The sequence below is a fragment of the Paenibacillus sp. VTT E-133280 genome, from assembly GCF_002264385.1.
Classification (GTDB): domain Bacteria; phylum Bacillota; class Bacilli; order Paenibacillales; family Paenibacillaceae; genus Paenibacillus_AQ; species Paenibacillus_AQ nitricinens.
The window spans coordinates 37,105-54,797 of record NZ_NFUX01000052.1; the positions used below are offsets into that span (position 1 = coordinate 37,105).

The window sequence follows — 17,693 nt, forward strand, 5'->3', positions numbered from 1 at the left end:
AGAAAGATGTTTGAATAACCTCATTTCGTAAGAGATGATAGGTTATTTTGTAAGTAGTGTGTATTTAATTTGTGTCAAACTGGTGATAAACTGTAATTATTATTTATAAAAAAAGGTTCTGCGTGACATCAAAGAAATTACACCTGTATAAACATTGCATAAGCATAAACGTCTACGGATCAAAGCATGATTAGATGGTAACAGTGGAGGTGGAGAGTCAGTGAGAGCGGAACAGGTTAGAATCGAGAAAGAGACATTAAGTGAAACGGCATCGCTGCTTTTCCAGTTGCGTGGATTAATGCATCGCTGGGGTGATGAAGGCTCTGAACGTATATATGAAGATTTACAACATAAAGAGGGTGGGAATGAGCTGACCCTTGCTTTTTGCGGACATTTTTCGGCAGGGAAATCCAGTATGATCAATCTTCTTTGCGGCAGTTCAGTGCTGCCTTCTGGACCTGTGCCGACTAGTGCGAATATTGTCTCTATTCGCAGTGGAGTTCCACGAGTGCTTATTTATCCTAGAGTTGAAGGAAGTAAAAATGATCCTGCTCCTATAGAGACAACTCCAGAAAGATTACAGGAATACTGTCGGAATGGTGGTGAATATTCCGCAATTGAAGTGTGGAATGAGATACCACTGCTAGGCAAGGATGGCGTACTATTGGATACACCTGGTGTAGATTCGACGGATGATGGTCATCAGGCGGCGACCCGCTCCGCGCTGCATTTAGCTGATGTCGTATTTTATGTAATGGATTATAACCATGTACAGTCAGAGAATAATTTGGCCTTTGCCAAAAATCTTAGTGACTGGGGTAAACCTTTGTATCTGATTGTGAATCAGATCGACAAGCACAGGGAACAAGAGATTTCCATTGAGGAATATAAACGTCAGCTTGAAAATGCTTTTGAACAATGGGGGATTCATTGTGCGGGAATTCTATTCACCTCTCTCAAAAAGAAAGAGCATCCTCTTAATCATTGGGATCAGCTACTCAGCCTTATAACCGAACTGTTGGAACAAAAGGAACAGCTACTTCAATATAGCTTGTCTCGCTCTATTCATCATACAGCGGATTCTTCTCTAACTGCATTCCGTGAAGATCAGCAGGAGGAAAGAGCGGCTCTCCTTGAAGAACTAGAAGGTACGAATGCAGAGACTGTGACGTATGAACTGAAGTCACTCGAAGAAGAGAAGGAACGACTTGAGGGGTTGCCTCAGCAGTCACGGGCGAGCTTGCGAACTGGCCTAGACACCTTACTTAATAATGCTAATCTAATGCCTGCAGATGTAAGAGAGGCGTCGGGAAGCTACATGGAAAGTGCCAGCCCTACGTTTCGGTTAGGGTTATTCTCTACGGCTGCACGGCGGGAGAAGGAACAAAGTAAACGACTGGCAGTCTGGCAAGGACTGTTGACCCGAGAGGTTTCCGCCCAGCTGGAATGGCATTTGATTCAACTGGTACGTGATTGGGCGGAGAATCTCGGGCTGTGGAAGGAGGAGGCGGAGACGACTCTGAAGCAAGGATTCCCGGCGGTGAGCCAGGAGTGGCTGGCGGCTGCAGTTAAGCCGGGAACGGGGTATAGCGGCGAGGCACTGCTCAATTTCTGCCGCACACTTGCGGCTGATATTAAGAGCCAGTTCCGCCGTGCCGCGTTAGCGGTGAGCGATGATCTGTTAGCGAAGCTGCCACCGCTCATGGATGAGCAGCGTGCCGAACTCCAGCGCCGCGAACAGGCACTTTCGCGGCAGGTGCGCGCCGTAGCTGCGCTCGCCGCCCTGGACCGCGCGGCAGACGCCCGCGCGCACGAGCTCGCGGCGCTGCTGCCGCCGCGCCGGCCCCTCACCCCCGGCATCCTGCCGGAGGTGAGGGTCACCCCGCGTGCGGCTGCGCAGAGCGCCGCACCGCGGGAGGCTCAGCCGCTGCAAAGCGTCGCGGCTGGAAGTGCCGCCGCCACAAGCTGGGCGGCGGGTACGGCTTCGCCGGCGGGCGGACGCCGCCGGCTATCGGCAGCCGCTGACGCGCTGGCGGCTGCGGCAGAGCTGCTGCGCCGCGAGCCAGCGATGGCATCGGCGGCGCGGAGCTTGGCCGCACGGGCGGAGGATCTCGCCGGCGGCCGTTTTACCCTTGCGCTGTTCGGTGCATTCAGCGCGGGTAAATCTTCCTTCGCCAACGCTTTGCTCGGCGAAGAAGTGCTGCCCGTGTCTCCACATCCCGCCACGGCTGCGGTCAACCGCATATTGGCGCCGGAAGGTGACTTCCGCCATGCCACCGCGGTTGTCACAATGAAGACCATGGCAGATTTCTGGGATGACATCTGCCATTCCTTCAGTGTGCTGCAACTAGGCGAACCACAGCAAAACTCATGGACAACAGTTCTGGCAAGTTTGCCAGCACGGGGAGTTCATCCCTCTGCGTTGCCACACGCTGGATTTCTAAGAGCAGCAGCGGCTGGCTGGGCAGAAGCTGAGCCCTTGCTGGGAACGGTGCGAACTGTTGATTTAGAAGAATACCGAGGCCTTGTAGCAGAGGAGACCCGGGCCTGTTTTGTGCAGGGGATTGATTTGTATTATGCCTGTCCATTGACCGAAAGCGGAATTGTCCTCGTGGATACACCAGGAGCCGACTCATTGCATGCTCGTCATACCGGCGTAACCTTTAATTACATGAAAAATGCAGACGCGATTTGTTTTGTTACCTATTACAACCACGCCTTTTCAAAAGCAGACCGAGGTCTGCTTGCGCAGCTGGGGCGAATTAAAGATAGCTTTGCACTTGATAAAATGTTCTTTATTATCAATGCTTCCGATCTTGCTTCAGGCGAAGATGAACTGGAAGAGGTTCGAGAGCATGTTGCTCAAAATTTACGTGCAGGTGGCTTACGCTCGCCGAGAATTTATGCACTCTCTAGCTTGCTTGCTTTGGAAGGCAAAACTCAGCATGATTATGATCGCTATGAGGCTTCCCGTTTCCATCATTTTGAGCAAGCCTTATCAAGTTTTGCGGGAGATGAACTTCCTCAGCTTTCACTTAACGCAGCAGCAGAGAGCATCGCATCTGTTCGCCGCAGGGCGGAAGAGTGGCAGAATCTCGCTTCCATGGCGGCAAACGAGCGTGAAGCAGGATTAAAAGAAATGCAAGAACGTCGTCAGCTAGCTATGAAGAGACTTTCCCTATTAGAGACAGAAGAACGTCCTAGCAGAGATCTTGTTCATGAAGGTGAGGAGCTGATCTATCATGTCTGTCAACGGATTAGCTTCTCCTTCACCAGAAATTTTCAGGAATCTTTCCACCCCTCATTATTACGTGAGGACGCAGGGAATTTAAAAGCTATCTTCGCTGCGTGTGGTGCAGAGCTGATGCGTACCACTAAGCGTGAATTGGAGCAAGAGCTATGGGCGACAACGCTGCGACTAGAAAGTACCGGGCGCAGACTTGTTCATGAAGCGGCTGAAGCGGCGGCTACTGAGCTGTTTTTCTCTACTCAAGAGTTTCATCTGACGGAGAATGAAGAAGCAGCATGGCCTTCTCCTAGTGAGCTGGAATGCCAGCTTCAGGGCGTGGAATGGTCAACCTTATGGGGACATTTCAAATCTCCTCGCTATTTCTTTGAGGGGGCCGGTCGGGAGCAAGTCAAAGGTGCGGCCGAGCCTCTTGTGAAAGAAGCTGTTAATGTTGCGGCGGCAGAGCAGAAGAAAAAATTGCTTGCGCATTATGTCGATTGCATAGCCAGAGAATTAAAGGTTGCTGCAGTTCGCCTACAAGAAGGGTTAGCGGAGCAAGAGAAAGCGATGTTAGATCTCCTTAAAGGGGGTGAATCCGCAGATCATTGGGGTCAACTAGGTCACCAATTATCTATCTTGGAACAATCTTTCGTTGATAGATTAGACAAAAATCTTTGAAATTTGTAGGAAATTGTCGAAGAACACTTGCAATCTGGCGTATGATGGATGAAAATAAAGAAGCCTGAAAATATACAATGAAACTGTTTTGTTTTCAGAAATTTATGGAAACGAGATAGTCAATTTGCCGAAAGAGGTTGAAATCGACAATGTGGGGAGCTCCTTTTTCAGCTCAAAGCCGCAAGCTGCTGCTACTGGGCAGCGGGGAACTGGGTAAGGAAGTCATAATCGAAGCTCAACGTCTTGGCGTAGAGACCGTAGCTGTAGACCGTTATAGCGATGCACCAGCGATGGGTGTAGCTCATCGTTCACATGTTATTGATATGCTGGATGCAGAAGCGCTTAAAACGCTTATTCGCTCAGAGAAACCGGATGTTATTGTTCCGGAGATTGAAGCAATCGCTACTCATGCCCTTCAAGAGCTTGAAGAGGAAGGTTTCTTCGTTGTTCCGACCGCACGAGCGGCTCGTTTAACCATGGACAGAGAAGGCATTCGCCGACTTGCTGCTGAAGAACTTGGATTGCCAACAGCGGATTATCGTTTTGCAGATAGTCTGGAAGAACTTCGTCAAGCCGTTGCAGAACTAGGTACTCCTTGTGTCATCAAGCCGATTATGAGTTCTTCCGGCAAAGGTCAGAGTGTTTGCAAAAGACCGGAGGATGCGGAAGAATGCTGGAACACTGCTTTGGATGGAGCGAGAGCTAAAGGGACTCGTGTTATCGTAGAGGCATTCGTTACCTTTGAAAGCGAGATTACACTTTTGACGGTGCGGTCCGTGGCTGGCACGATATTTTGTCCACCTATTGGGCATATTCAGAAGGATGGGGATTATGTCGAATCATGGCAGCCTCACTTTATGAAGGCGGAACTTCTTGATGAAGCTCAGTCTATTGCCAAAGCAGTTACCGATCAGCTCGGAGGTTTCGGTATTTTTGGAGTGGAGCTTTTCTTGACGGATCGAGGCGTATTGTTTAGTGAAGTGTCCCCTAGGCCTCATGATACGGGGATGGTAACGATGGCCACGCAGGATTTATCTCAATTTGCAGTGCATGTCAGAGCTATTCTTGGTTTTCCAGTCCAGTCAGTACAATTATTGACACCAGGTGCCTCAGCTACGCTGAAGGCTGAAGGAGAAGGACGAGCTTTTGTTGTGACCGGAATTGGTGAAGCTTTGGAACTACCTAGGACTCAGGTTCGGGTGTTTGGTAAACCAGAAGTCCGTCCAGGGCGGCGGATGGCTGTAGCGTTAAGTGCGGCGGAAAATGTGGAAATCGCGCGGACGGTAGCCAAGCAGGCAGCGTCTATGCTAAAAGTGGAGGTAAATGAGGATGAACAGTAGTACCATGGCACCTGTACTGGAAATTCGCAAATGCGGCTTGAATGATCTGGAGAGAGTGACAGCGCTTCTGCGTGAATTCGGCTATCCAACAACGCTTAGCGTGATGAAAGAGAGACTTGAAAGCATGGAGAATAACCATCTCCAATGCACGCTTGTTGCAGAACTAAACAATGAAGTTGTGGGAATGGTCGGTCTTAGACAGGTAATCTCGTATTACAAACAGACAGATTGTATCACTGAGATTACTGCACTTATCGTATCAGAAGAACTCAGAGGAAACGGACTCGGTAAAAGACTTGTGGCCGCAGCTGAAGAATGGGCACGTGAGCAAGGTTGCTGTCAGCTCTTCTTGAGAAGTGGTAACCGCGTAGAGCGCGCACCGGCACATTCCTTTTATCGTCATCTAGGTTTCGAAAAGACAGCAGGCTATCGCTTTAACAAAGCGTTGCTATAATACTTATAGGTTCCGATCATCCCCATCCCAGCTACGGCGGGATGGTTTTTTTTATGTAAATATAAGGAACGATCAAGGATATGAGCCGAGAACATAATCCCTCTAATCTTCATACCCAGTATTTATATCCATACGACGCTATCTTTCATGTCGCTTTTATTCCGGATTTCCGCTCACTTATACTCCGAATTTTATAATCCTCTGACTGCCTTATGCAGTTAATAGACCAATTCTTTTAATTTATAATAAATCGATCTAAATAACTAACCATAGATGGAATAGTTTGAATCATATAGAATGAATTTTATGACAGTTAAATAAATCGTTTTCAAAGAGGGATGAGAGATGTACAAGTTAATTCTTGCTGAAGATGAAGAAGATGTAAGGGAAGGGGTCATCAGTCAGATTGATTGGGAGCACTTTGGCTTCGAAATTGTAGAACAGGCGGAGAATGGACGAGAGGCAGCGGATGCGATAGATCGTTTGCTCCCGGATGTAGTGGTGACTGATATTCAAATGCCTTTTATGAACGGGCTGCAGCTGGCGGAATGGATTCGCGAGCGGCATCCTAATACCAAGATCATTATTTTGACAGGGTATGATGAATTTGAATATGCACAGAAGGCGATTAAACTGCAAATCGATGAATATATTTTGAAACCGTTTTCTTCACAGGAGTTGATTGATGTTCTGCTAAAGGTCAGGGGCACTATAGAGGCTGAAATCGCAGAGAAAGAGAATGTTTTTGTACTCAGTGAGCATTATCGAAAAAGTCTGCCTGTGCTGCGTGAGCAGTTTTTATCTTCACTAGTTTCACGCAAGTTACGAATGAATGAAATAAACGAGAAAAGTTCGGAATACGGAATAGATCTACATGGGAAATGGTTCCAAGCCTCGGTAATTAGTGTGGATTATATTCGTCCAGAACGGGAAACCGTTAACCTTACCGGAGGTAAGCAAATTTCTTTGCGAGATACGGGAGAGAGAAATTTACAGCTCTTCGCTGTGCTGAATATTGCGGAAGAATTATGTAATAAGCATAATTTGGGCAGGGTGTTTATCCATCGTGATGAGGTAGTGCTTCTTTCCATTTGTGATGCAGGAGAAGAAACTGAAATCACGGGGAGAACTTTTGAAATTCTAGAAGAAATCCGCCACAATGTGCAGCGGTTTCTTAAGCTAACGGTTACCGCTGGTTCTGGAACGGTTTGTCACTCGCCTGCTATGCTATTTAACTCCTTTGGAGATGCCATGCAAGCGTTAGATTATCGCCTCATTCTTGGCAATAACAGAGTCATTTGGATCGAGGATGTGGAGTCACGTTCGAATACACTCTTGGCCTATGATGAATTGACCCAGCAGTCCTTAATCCGAACGATTAAGATGGGAACCGTACAGGAGCTTAAGGAGGTCGTGGAGGAGTTATTTGGCGGATTGAATGCTGAGCAGGTATCTACTCAGGATTATCAGATTTTTTTGCTGGAGATTATTACATCTATCCTGCGTGTAGCCAAAGAGTCCGGTAGTGATGCTGCTAAGTTCGTTGGATCTGGCATTTCCTCATTAACTGAGATGAATAAATTCAATAGTATGAGTGAAGCCAAGCAGTGGATTATTACCATCTGCAGCCGGCTAATGGACTCCATTGCTTTAGAACGCCAATCTAGCTATAAGCTGCTCATTGATGAAGCTAAAGATTACATCCGTAGCCATTATGAGGAATCGGATATTTCTATCGGAAAGGTCTGTCAGCATTTACATATCAGTACAGGCTATTTTAGCAGCATTTTTAAGAAGGAAATGAAGATGACTTTTGTTAGTTATCTCTTGCAAATCCGATTAGAGGCAGCAAAGGAACTTTTACGCTCCACGGAACTTAAGGCTTTTGAAATCGCCGAGAAAATTGGCTTTGCTGATCCTAACTATTTCAGCTTCTGCTTCCGTAAAAAATATGGTCAGTCTCCCAAAGAGTATAAAAATAGCTCCAGAGGAGGGTAGTTATGCGGCAAGAAAAGCCCTATTCTTTTCGACTGCGGCCGCAGCATTCAAAAGGGGGGAAACGTCGATTGTCCTCTAAGCTGCGTAGTATTCAAGTAACGATTACGCTCACTTTTACATCCGTTGCCGTTCTTGTAGCCGTCGTTGTCAGCCTTATGCTGTATAACAAGTTTGCGAAGACAGCAGAAGAGAATGCCAATATGAATATGCAGCAGATTATTGAGCAAGTGAACTACAATTTGGAGCTTTATGTTAAAGGAATGCGAAATATTTTTGAAACTGCAGAAGATCAAATTACGAATAGTCCCTCTGTAGACTCTGCTTTATTGATGGAAAGAATGGCCATGTTAATGGGAAGTAGAGAGGATCTGGTTTCTGCAGCGGTTTTTACACCACAGGGGAAATACGTCGTGGGTACAGCAGGACAGAAACTGCGCAGCAACACACAGTTAGAAACCCAGAGCTGGTTTACAACGGCCAAAAGAACATCTGAGATCTCCTATTCGGCGCCCCATATTCAGAACTTGTTTAAAGGTCAATATATTTGGGTCGTGTCGATCAGTAAACTCATTCAATATCAGGAGAAGGGAGTACTAAAAACGGGTATCCTTCTTATGGATTTTAACTTTCGCACTATAGATGAGCTGAGTAAGCAGGTTAAGCTTGGTAAAAGAGGATACGCTTACATCCTCGATCAATTAGGCAACATCGTGTATCATCCGCAGCAGCAGCTTATTTATGCTGGTTTAAAGTATGAGAATGTGGAGCCGGTATTGGAATATGCTTATCGTAGTTATTTGGATGAATCTACAGGTGAAAAACGATTTATTACAGTACGAACGCTAAAACAGACTGGGTGGAAAATAGTAGGTGTTGCTTATTATGACGAGATCGTGACCACCAAGCGTGATCTGAACACCTTTTTATCCTGGTTCTTAGCGGTAGTTATTTTATGTGTAATTATCGTATCTGTCTTTTTGTCTGCGCGGATTGCCCGCCCGATCCGTAAGCTGGAACGGACACTTCAGCAGGTAGGAGAAGGGGATCTTAATACTCGAATCGATGTAAGTGGCGCCTATGAGGTAGAACAGTTGTCTAAACGCTTTAACCTCATGCTGCAGCGTATTCGTCAATTGATGGATCAAATTATTTATGAACAAGAGACGAAACGTAAGGGTGAGCTTGAAGTTCTGCAATCCCAGATTAATCCACACTTTTTGTACAATACCTTGAACTCTGTGATCCGGCTTGCTGAGCGTGGTAAGACGGAGGAGGTCGTTACAATGATTCAGTCTTTATCTAAGTTTTTCCGGATCAGTCTAAGCAAAGGGAATAATATGATTACCGTGCAGGAAGAGCTTGATCATATTCGTCATTATCTCGTCATTCAGAGCTTTCGTTTTAAAAATAAATTCCGCTACGAGATCATTGCACAGGATGAGGTACTGCAGTGTCAGACGATTAAGCTGATTTTGCAGCCTATTGTAGAGAATGCCTTGTATCACGGAATAGAAATGATGCCTGATGAAGGTTTTATCTCTATCCAAGCAGAACTGAAGGACAATCTTGTCATCATACGGATTAGTGATAATGGATTAGGAATGTCCAAGGAGACTATGAAGGTTATTTTGACAGGCGGCAGTAAGAGTATGAGTGGTTCCGGGGTAGGCGTAAGAAATGTGAACGAGCGTATTGAGTTGTACTATGGCCGTGAATATGGACTTTCTTTTGAAAGTGAAATTGAAGAAGGCACTACGGTTACCTTTATCTTCCCGGCATTAGCAAAAGTCGAAGGCAGTGAAGGGCTTAAGGAGGATGAGACATCGTCATGAAAACCTTTCGTTTTTGGCTAACTTTGTTAATGTGTGCGGTGTTATGGACTACAGTTACCTCTTGTTTTAATTCAGCACCCAATTACATCAATACAAATAAGACCCGTAATATTCATCTCATTGTGAAAATGAACAGGGGCGATTACTGGAATACGGTTAAATTGGGAGCAGAAGCTGCAGCACAGGAATTCAACGTTAAATTAACCTTTAAAGCCCCGGACTCTGAGAGTGACATCACAGAACAGGTGAAAATGGTGCAGGACTCCATTAAAGAAAAAGCAGACGTGATTATTTTAGCTGCAAGTAGTTACATGGGGCTTGCTCAGGTTGTAGATCAGGCTGCTTATTCTAAAATCCCTGTGATATCCGTAGATGCGGAAGTAGGTTCAGCAAGAGTAAGGACATATATTGGCTCGAACGGCTATGAGGCGGGTCAAAAATCTGCAGAACGGCTGATCAAGCTGTTAAAAGGTTACGGCGAGGTGGGCATTATTAACTTCACCAATTCAACGCAGAGTGAGAAGCTGGAGTCTTCTAACGGCATTGAGTATGGGGCAAGAGACGCGGAGGAGCGGGAGAAGGGATTTTTAAATTACACTGCGCGTTATCCGAATATACAGGTGGTTGAGATTTCATACACGACCTCCAGTATTAAGGATGCAGAAGATCTTACACAACTGATGCTGCTGAAGCATCCGAATCTTCGAGGAATTGCGAGCCTGAATGAAACTGCTTCACAAGGGGCTGCAATGGCTATCCAAAGTCGGGGGCTGCAAAATATTAAAATGGTAGCCTTTGATAGCTCTCCTTCCATGATGGAATTGCTGCAGGACGGTACTGTTCAAGCAACAGTGATACAGAATCCTTTTAGCAACGGGTATTTGGCTGTAAAACATGCCGTTGAAGTGATCGAAGGAATTGATGTACCAGAACGCGTCGATACAGGAACAAAGCTAATTGATTTGGACAATATGTTGTGGCCTGAGAATCAAAAGCTGTTATTTCCATTTGTTAGATAGATGTTGATTTAACGTGAAACGGATACCATCCTTGAATGGGGCGGTATTCGTTTTTTATTTTAGAAGATAAGAAAGTATAAATTTTAAATGAAAATCATCCTTATATTTCTTCTTGGGTTCATTAGAATTTTTATAGTAATGAGTAGGATTTTATATTCGCAAGCGTTTTCAGGTGTTGCATAATATGGATGTACCCGAGACGATCAGGGGCAAATAAAAAAGAAGTATAAATAGGAGGTCAATGAATTATGAAAAAAATCACTTCCGTTCTATTAGCTAGTGCTTTGCTGGGTGCTGCTCTGACAGGCTGTGGTGGCAACAACAAAACTACAGATAGTGCTGCAGACAAGGCAACTAACGCTCCAAAGACTGAGAACTCGGGCACTACAACAGAAACGCCTAAAGTTGGGGTCGCCATTTACAAATTTGACGATACTTTTATGACAGGTGTTCGTAACGCTATCGATAGTGCTGCTAAAGGCATCGCTACAGTAGATATCGTAGATAGCCAAAATTCACAACCAACACAAAATGATAAGGTTGACTTATTCATCACTAAAAAATATAACGGAATGCTGATTAACCCAGTTGACCGTACAGCTGCTGGCGTCATTATCGAAAAAGCAAAAACAGCAAACATTCCAGTGGTATTCCTTAACCGCGAACCGCTTCCTGAAGATATGAAGAAATGGGATAAGGTTTATTATGTAGGTGCGAAAGCAGAAGAGTCCGGTACAATGTCCGGCCAACTGATTGTTGACTACTGGAAAGCGCATCCTGAAGCGGACAAGAACGGCGACGGAGTTCTCCAATATGTAATGCTAAAAGGCGAACCAGGACACCAAGATGCTGAGCTTCGTACTACTTACTCTATTCAAGCTATCGAAGATGCAGGAATCAAGGTGGAGAAACTGGCTGAAGATACAGCAATGTGGGATCGCGTAAAAGGACAAGAAAAAATGGCTGCATTCCTTGGCTCCCACGGCGACAAAATTGAAGCTGTTCTTGCTAACAACGATGATATGGCCCTCGGTGCAATCGAAGCTCTGAAAGCTTCAGGTTACTTTACAGGTGACAAATTTATGCCGGTAGTAGGTGTGGATGCAACTGCTCCTGCGATTCAAGCGCTGGAAGATGGAACAATGCTTGGAACGGTGCTGAATGATGCGAATAACCAAGGTAAGGCTGCTATCACAGTTGCCGCTCTGCTTGCTAAAGGCGAAACGCCTACGAAAGATAATGTGGGTTTTGATATCACTGATAACCAATACGTATGGATTTCCTACAAAAAGATTACGAAAGACAACATAGCTGACGCTAAGTAATTAACCTCGGCTACAGAGTTACTCATGATCATATGACAGCACGGGGAGCGGATAACCGCTCCTCGGTATTTCTTTTAGGCAGGGAACAGGATGGAACCGCTGTGCCTCTCATAAAAAAGAAAAAAAGCGTAGGGGGCGTAACAACATGGAAAAAGCTGAGTTTTTGCTGGAAATGAACAATATTACGAAAGAATTCCCCGGCGTCAAAGCGCTGGATGATGTTAGTTTAAAGGTCAGACCGGGTTCGGTGCATGCCCTTATGGGCGAGAATGGTGCAGGTAAGTCTACACTTATGAAATGTCTCTTTGGTATTTATTCACCGGATGCCGGTGAGATCTTTTTGGATGGCGAGAAGGCATCCATCAGCAGTTCAAATGATGCGTTAAAAAGCGGTATATCGATGATTCACCAGGAGCTGCATCCCGTGCCGTTCCGAAGTGTTATGGAGAATATCTGGCTAGGACGTTTTCCAACGAAGGGAATCGGACCGATTCAGTTTATCGACCATAAGAAAATGTTCACTGACACGGAAAATTTGTTTAAAGATCTGGATATCGATCTGAATCCCGAAACATTAGTGGGTAAGCTTTCCGTATCCAAAATCCAATCCATTGAAATTGCGAAGGCTGTCTCTTTTCACTCCCGAGTTATTGTAATGGATGAACCCACTTCTTCCCTAACCAGTGTGGAGGTGGAACATTTATTCCGGATCATACGGGATCTCAGAAGTAGAGGCGTAGCTATTATCTATATATCTCACAAAATGGAAGAGATTCTTGCCATCTCTGATGAAGTTACTATTATGCGTGACGGTAAAAAAATCGGAACCTGGCCAGCAGAGGAATTAACTACAGATATTATCATTTCCAAAATGGTGGGCCGTGATTTGACCAGCCGTTTTCCTGAGCGCTTCAACGTACCTGGTGAAGTATACATGAAGGTGGAAGGCTTAACCTCCCCTGAGGAAAGATCATTTAAAGATGTGTCTTTCGAATTAAGACGTGGAGAGGTCCTTGGTATTGGGGGTCTGGTAGGTGCCCAGAGAACTGAGGTCATTGAGGCGTTGTTCGGTCTGCGAGCCTTGAAATCCGGAACGATCTCTATTAAAGGCAAGGAGGTTACTATCAATTCTCCGAAGGATGCTAAGAAACACGGAATGGCTTTGCTTACCGAAGAACGTCGTGTAACAGGAATTTTCCCAGTTTTATCTGTCCATGAGAATGGTGCGATTGCTAATCTACATCGTTACCAAAAACCGTACCTCCTGCTGAATAGCAAGAAGAAAAAAGTTGAAGTAGATAAAATGATTGAAAAATTACGAACTAAAACACCTACAACCAAAACGCTAATCATGAATCTTTCTGGTGGTAATCAGCAAAAGGTGCTGCTCGCCAGATGGTTGCTTACTGAGCCCGAAATCCTGCTTCTGGACGAGCCGACTCGCGGTATCGACGTAGGGGCTAAATTCGAGATTTACTCCATAATTGCTGACTTGGCCCAGCAAGGGAAGAGTATCATTATGATCTCCTCTGAAATGCCGGAGCTGCTCGGAATGTCTGACCGTGTAATGGTCATGTCGGAAGGACGGCTTACAGGAATATTAGAAGGCGAGCAAGCTACGGAAACCGAAGTTATGCGTCTCGCTGCACAGCATTAAGGAGTAAGGATAGGAGAATATGCTTGCGTAATTTTAAGGGGGATCACTACAAATGAACGTTAAAAAAGCTCAATCCTTTGTGACTCAAAACGCGATTTACATCGTGCTGGTACTGCTGATTATGGGGATCATCATATACGATCCAAACTTTATGTCCATCAACACCTTGCGTGACGTACTGATTCAGTCGTCTACACGCGTTATCATCGCGCTTGGGGTTGCCTTTATCCTTATTACGGCAGGGACTGACTTGTCCGCCGGACGGGTGGTTGGTTTTACGGCGGTTATCTCCGCTTCGATGCTGCAAATCCCAGACTATTCCCGTCGTTTTTTTCCAGATCTTCCGCAAGTGGAAGTAATCCTTCCTATAGCAATTGCTATCATTGCTGGTCTTCTCTGTGGACTTATCAATGGTATTGTCGTTTCCAAGCTTCACGTTCCGCCATTTATAGCTACCCTGGGTACAATGCTCATCGTGTACGGGCTGAACTCCCTGTACTTCGATATGGACCCGAACCAATCCCAGCCAATCGGCGGTCTGCGTCCTGATTTTACCAAAATCGGGTCCGGCTTCATCGGGAGCGGCAAATATTCAGTACCATACATTGTTCTCATAGCCCTGGCGGTCGCCGCCATTGTTTGGGTGGTATTCAATAAAACCAAGCTGGGTAAGAACATGTACGCTATTGGCGGAAATATGCAGGCGGCTAAAGTATCCGGTATCGATGTTTCCAAGAACCTGATTTATATCTATGCTATTGCTGGTGCGCTATATGGTCTGGCAGGCGTTCTGGAAGCTGCTAGAACAGGTGGAGCAACTAATAACTACGGTAACATGTATGAACTTGATGCCATTGCAGCTTGTGTAGTCGGTGGCGTATCTACAACCGGGGGCATTGGTACTGTGCCGGGTGTTCTAGTGGGGGTTATCATCTTTACTCTCATTAACTACGGTCTGACCTTTATCGGCATTAGCCCGTACTATCAGTTAATTATCAAAGGTTTGATCATTATAGCCGCAGTCGCATTTGATATGCGGAAGTACTCTTCGAAGAAGTAGTCATGGTCGCGGGGTGATTAAGGGCTAACTCCGGGAAATATTGGGCTTACGATCGCTGTTATTCTCAGATTCCTTGATTGATACCGCGTTAGCGGCTGGAATCTGAGAACAAAGGTGACCCATTTGTTTCTACAGCTCCAAAGTTCCTCTCTGTTCTCATTATCACCTCGCTGGGGTAAGACAGAAGAAGCGTTTGCTAGTTACCGCAAACGCTTTTTGGCATGTCTCTTTCAATGGCTTTGCACTGTCACAACCAATATCGCACAAACATTATCGCCTACTGCCGCCGATAGTCCTACCCCGACTTCCACGGTTAAGACCAACCTATATTATACGCTGACACTGTACTCGTTTTTGTTTGAAATGTAGTAAATGAACGGTATCAATCCCGTATAATCGACTGAATTGAGCTAAATGAAGTGTAATTGTTTTTGTTCCCGCCTAATACCCACCGTGCAACCAGTATCGACACATCTAACTCGCTTGATGCGTTTTCAACTTCATCAACATCTAAAAGATCAAAATCACATAAACCAACATTCTCCCATATTCTATAGGCAAATGCCTTTGTTAAAGGGGAGTGACTGGATGTTAAGGATTAGATTGAATGAGCTGGGGAAAGGGAATGACAATGGTCCGTTGCAAGCGGATGTATGGAGATGGGACGGCATTGGCTGGAACGAATATATTACGCAGCAAGAAGAAGATTTCATACGTACAGAAGAGGAGCTGTTCGTTACGATCCCAGCAGAGGCGGGATTATATCGTGTAGACTACTCTAATAAGCCTTATGAGACGCCGTATGTATTACCGGAGTGGGTTGACGACGAATTAAGAAATACTGGGCTGCATCCGGCGCCCTTTAATCTTAAAGAGGGTACGCTTTGGGGATATATTAACGACGAAGGTCGTGTTCAGATTGAACCTAGATACGAATATGCTGAGGATTTTCAGAAAAATGGGCTAGCAATTGTACAACGAAAAAACAGTAGCGGACTGATCGACAGCTCTGGACGGGAGCGGGTGAAGCCCATTTACTCGTTTATTGCCCCTTTTTCGGAAGGACGCGCAGTAGTATCAGATGCGAAAGGGTACACATTTATTGATGAAAAAGGTAAAGAGGTGACTCCAGCCCGTTATGATTATCTAAACTCATTACATGAGGGACTTGCATTATTTTCGAAACAAAACACAACGGGTGGTCAATCCCTATACGGGTATGTAGATGCGCAAGGCAAAGAGGTTTTGCCTGCAATTTATTTGGATGCCAATGATTTCATGAATGGTGTGGCTTTAGTCAAGATTAAAGAGGGGGAGTACGCACTCATTGATCCTGAAGGGAAGATTCTGCATACGTACAATCATCCATTCGTAGGGAGTCCGGGTGATGGGCTGCTCTCCTATCAAGCGACTGAGAACGGTAAGTACGGTTACTTAAACACTGATGGAACAGTAGCTATTCAGCCACAATTCACTTCTGCCTTACCTTTTTCGGAGGGGCGTGCAGTGGTGAACACCGCGGAGAACTATGGCAACGCCTATGGGCTGATTGATAAACAAGGAAAAATGATCATCCCTGCGAAATATTATGAAGTCCTGCAGCTTGGTGAGGGCAGAGCAGCCATAGGAACACCAATATTCCCTAGTCAACCTTATCGAGGCTCACGTTACATTATCGCTGATGCAGAGACAGGAGCGATTCTGAGCAATCATACCCTGCTTGGTGTGAATAATTATCAGGACGGACTGGCGTCTGTGTATGATGCTAAGGAGACTTTTTTTATAGATCGAACTGGAAAAAGAGCAGCTCAGCCTCCAGTTATTCAAGGGACGGGAACACTTACCCTCAGTGGGCGCCTAATTAGAGCAGATATAGATCAACGTACAGCATATTATGATCGTCAAGGGAAACAGATTTGGAGGCAAAATGGAGTCATCCCACTGAGACCGCCATATTCCGTAGTAGAGAAGAAGTACAAACCGAACAGGGATTATCTGGTTTACTATCCGGTTGTTGAGGGAATTGCAAGTGCGGAAGTTTCTAGAGAGGTTAATGATAAATTACGGAAGCTTTCGCTAGTCGAAGACCCAGGTAGTAATGGAGCAACACAGGATTTCAGTTACAATGGTGATTTTTCAGTGTCCTTTTTCCGCAAAAACCTTCTAGTGCTGGAATTAACGGGTTATCGATATCCTTTTGGAGCAGCCCACGGTATGCCTACCAAAATCTATACCCATACTAATTTGCGAAATGGAAGGTTCTATAAGCTGGGTGATCTGTTCAAGCCAGGAAGCAGATATGTGGAGAAGCTAAGTAAAATCGTCGGAAAGCAGATTGAGAATGACCCTCAATACTCTTATGTTTTTCCGGATACGTATAAAGGAATTACCTCGGATCAGCCTTTCTTTGTAGATAATGAAGCGTTGTATCTTTATTTTGCTCCTTATGAGATTGCTCCTTATGTTGCGGGTTTTCCCACTTTCCGTATTCCATACGCGGAAATTATGGGACTTATCTCTACTGAGGGAGACTTTTGGCAGTCGTTTCACTAGTTCCCTCATATCCATTAGCACTTAGAAGTTGCTATTCTCTCGAGAATGGCGACTTTTTTTGTTTTTTATCGTGAAAATCTAATGCATTCAGACTCAGAAAACTTACAGTCAAGACTATTAAATGTTAAAAATTAGAAGAGCACAGCTGATAGAATTATGCTACAATGACTGAGGAACAAATTACAACTTTGTAACATTTGTAGCTGGTCACTCTAAGCAGAAACATATATTACACACAAGAAAGAGGAGATGGCAGAATGAAGAACAAGAGATTAAGAGCAATTATTGGTGGTAGTGTAGCAGCTGTTATGGCCCTTAGTATTTCACTTCCACTCGAAGCGAATGCGGCCTCAACTGAAGTAACAGTAATTAAATCAGGTACTAGCTATGAGCAAGTTTTACAATATCTAAAACAAGCCAACCTACAGGGATTCCCTATTTTTAATAGCACAATCGTGGTGTCCAAGCCTCAAACAGGAACGGTTCCAAATAAAGATACATCTACCGCAACTCCGGTTACTAAGCCTTCGGATACGACTACTGTAACT

At 45.2% G+C, this 17,693-nt stretch carries 11 protein-coding genes; all 11 read left to right on the top strand.

Translation table 11 applies throughout. The annotated features are described in order from the left end of the window. The first annotated feature begins 220 nt into the window (after positions 1 to 220). Positions 221 to 3,907 (top strand): dynamin family protein, encoded by a 3,687-nt coding sequence (locus CA600_RS20940; RefSeq protein ID WP_094872594.1) that lies wholly within the window; start codon positions 221 to 223, stop codon positions 3,905 to 3,907. Between the two features lie 149 nt (positions 3,908 to 4,056). Beyond that, on the top strand, positions 4,057 to 5,247 hold the full coding sequence (gene purT, locus CA600_RS20945; protein ID WP_094872595.1) for a formate-dependent phosphoribosylglycinamide formyltransferase: 1,191 nt from the start codon (positions 4,057 to 4,059) through the stop codon (positions 5,245 to 5,247). Beyond that, entirely contained in the window at positions 5,237 to 5,701 is a 465-nt protein-coding gene (locus tag CA600_RS20950) for a GNAT family N-acetyltransferase (protein WP_256989949.1), read from the top strand. Before purT ends, CA600_RS20950 begins: the two co-directional genes overlap by 11 nt. A 345-nt stretch (positions 5,702 to 6,046) precedes the next feature. After that, positions 6,047 to 7,699 carry a response regulator gene (locus tag CA600_RS20955; RefSeq protein ID WP_094872597.1) on the top strand — a complete coding sequence of 551 codons (1,653 nt, stop codon included), beginning with the start codon at positions 6,047 to 6,049 and terminating at the stop codon, positions 7,697 to 7,699. A 2-nt stretch (positions 7,700 to 7,701) separates the two neighbouring features. Beyond that, a complete protein-coding gene (locus CA600_RS20960) occupies positions 7,702 to 9,531 on the top strand; it encodes a sensor histidine kinase (RefSeq protein WP_094872598.1) in 1,830 nt (609 codons plus the stop codon). Next, on the top strand, positions 9,528 to 10,550 hold the full coding sequence (locus CA600_RS20965) for a substrate-binding domain-containing protein (RefSeq protein ID WP_076284597.1): 1,023 nt from the start codon (positions 9,528 to 9,530) through the stop codon (positions 10,548 to 10,550). Before CA600_RS20960 ends, CA600_RS20965 begins: the two co-directional genes overlap by 4 nt. Before the next feature lie 248 nt (positions 10,551 to 10,798). Further along, entirely contained in the window at positions 10,799 to 11,875 is a 1,077-nt protein-coding gene (locus CA600_RS20970) for a galactose ABC transporter substrate-binding protein (RefSeq protein WP_094872599.1), read from the top strand. 145 nt (positions 11,876 to 12,020) lie between these two features. Then, positions 12,021 to 13,532, top strand: coding sequence for a sugar ABC transporter ATP-binding protein (locus tag CA600_RS20975; protein ID WP_094872600.1), 1,512 nt, complete (start codon positions 12,021 to 12,023; stop codon positions 13,530 to 13,532). 52 nt (positions 13,533 to 13,584) lie between these two features. Beyond that, positions 13,585 to 14,592: a galactose/methyl galactoside ABC transporter permease MglC gene (mglC, locus tag CA600_RS20980; protein WP_094872601.1), complete on the top strand. Its 1,008-nt coding sequence runs from the start codon at positions 13,585 to 13,587 to the stop codon at positions 14,590 to 14,592. A 588-nt stretch (positions 14,593 to 15,180) separates the two neighbouring features. Next, a complete protein-coding gene (locus CA600_RS20985; RefSeq protein WP_094872603.1) occupies positions 15,181 to 17,145 on the top strand; it encodes a WG repeat-containing protein in 1,965 nt (654 codons plus the stop codon). A 257-nt stretch (positions 17,146 to 17,402) separates the two neighbouring features. Next, positions 17,403 to 17,693: hypothetical protein (locus CA600_RS20990; RefSeq protein WP_373455832.1), on the top strand; the 291-nt coding region annotated here is incomplete at its 3' end.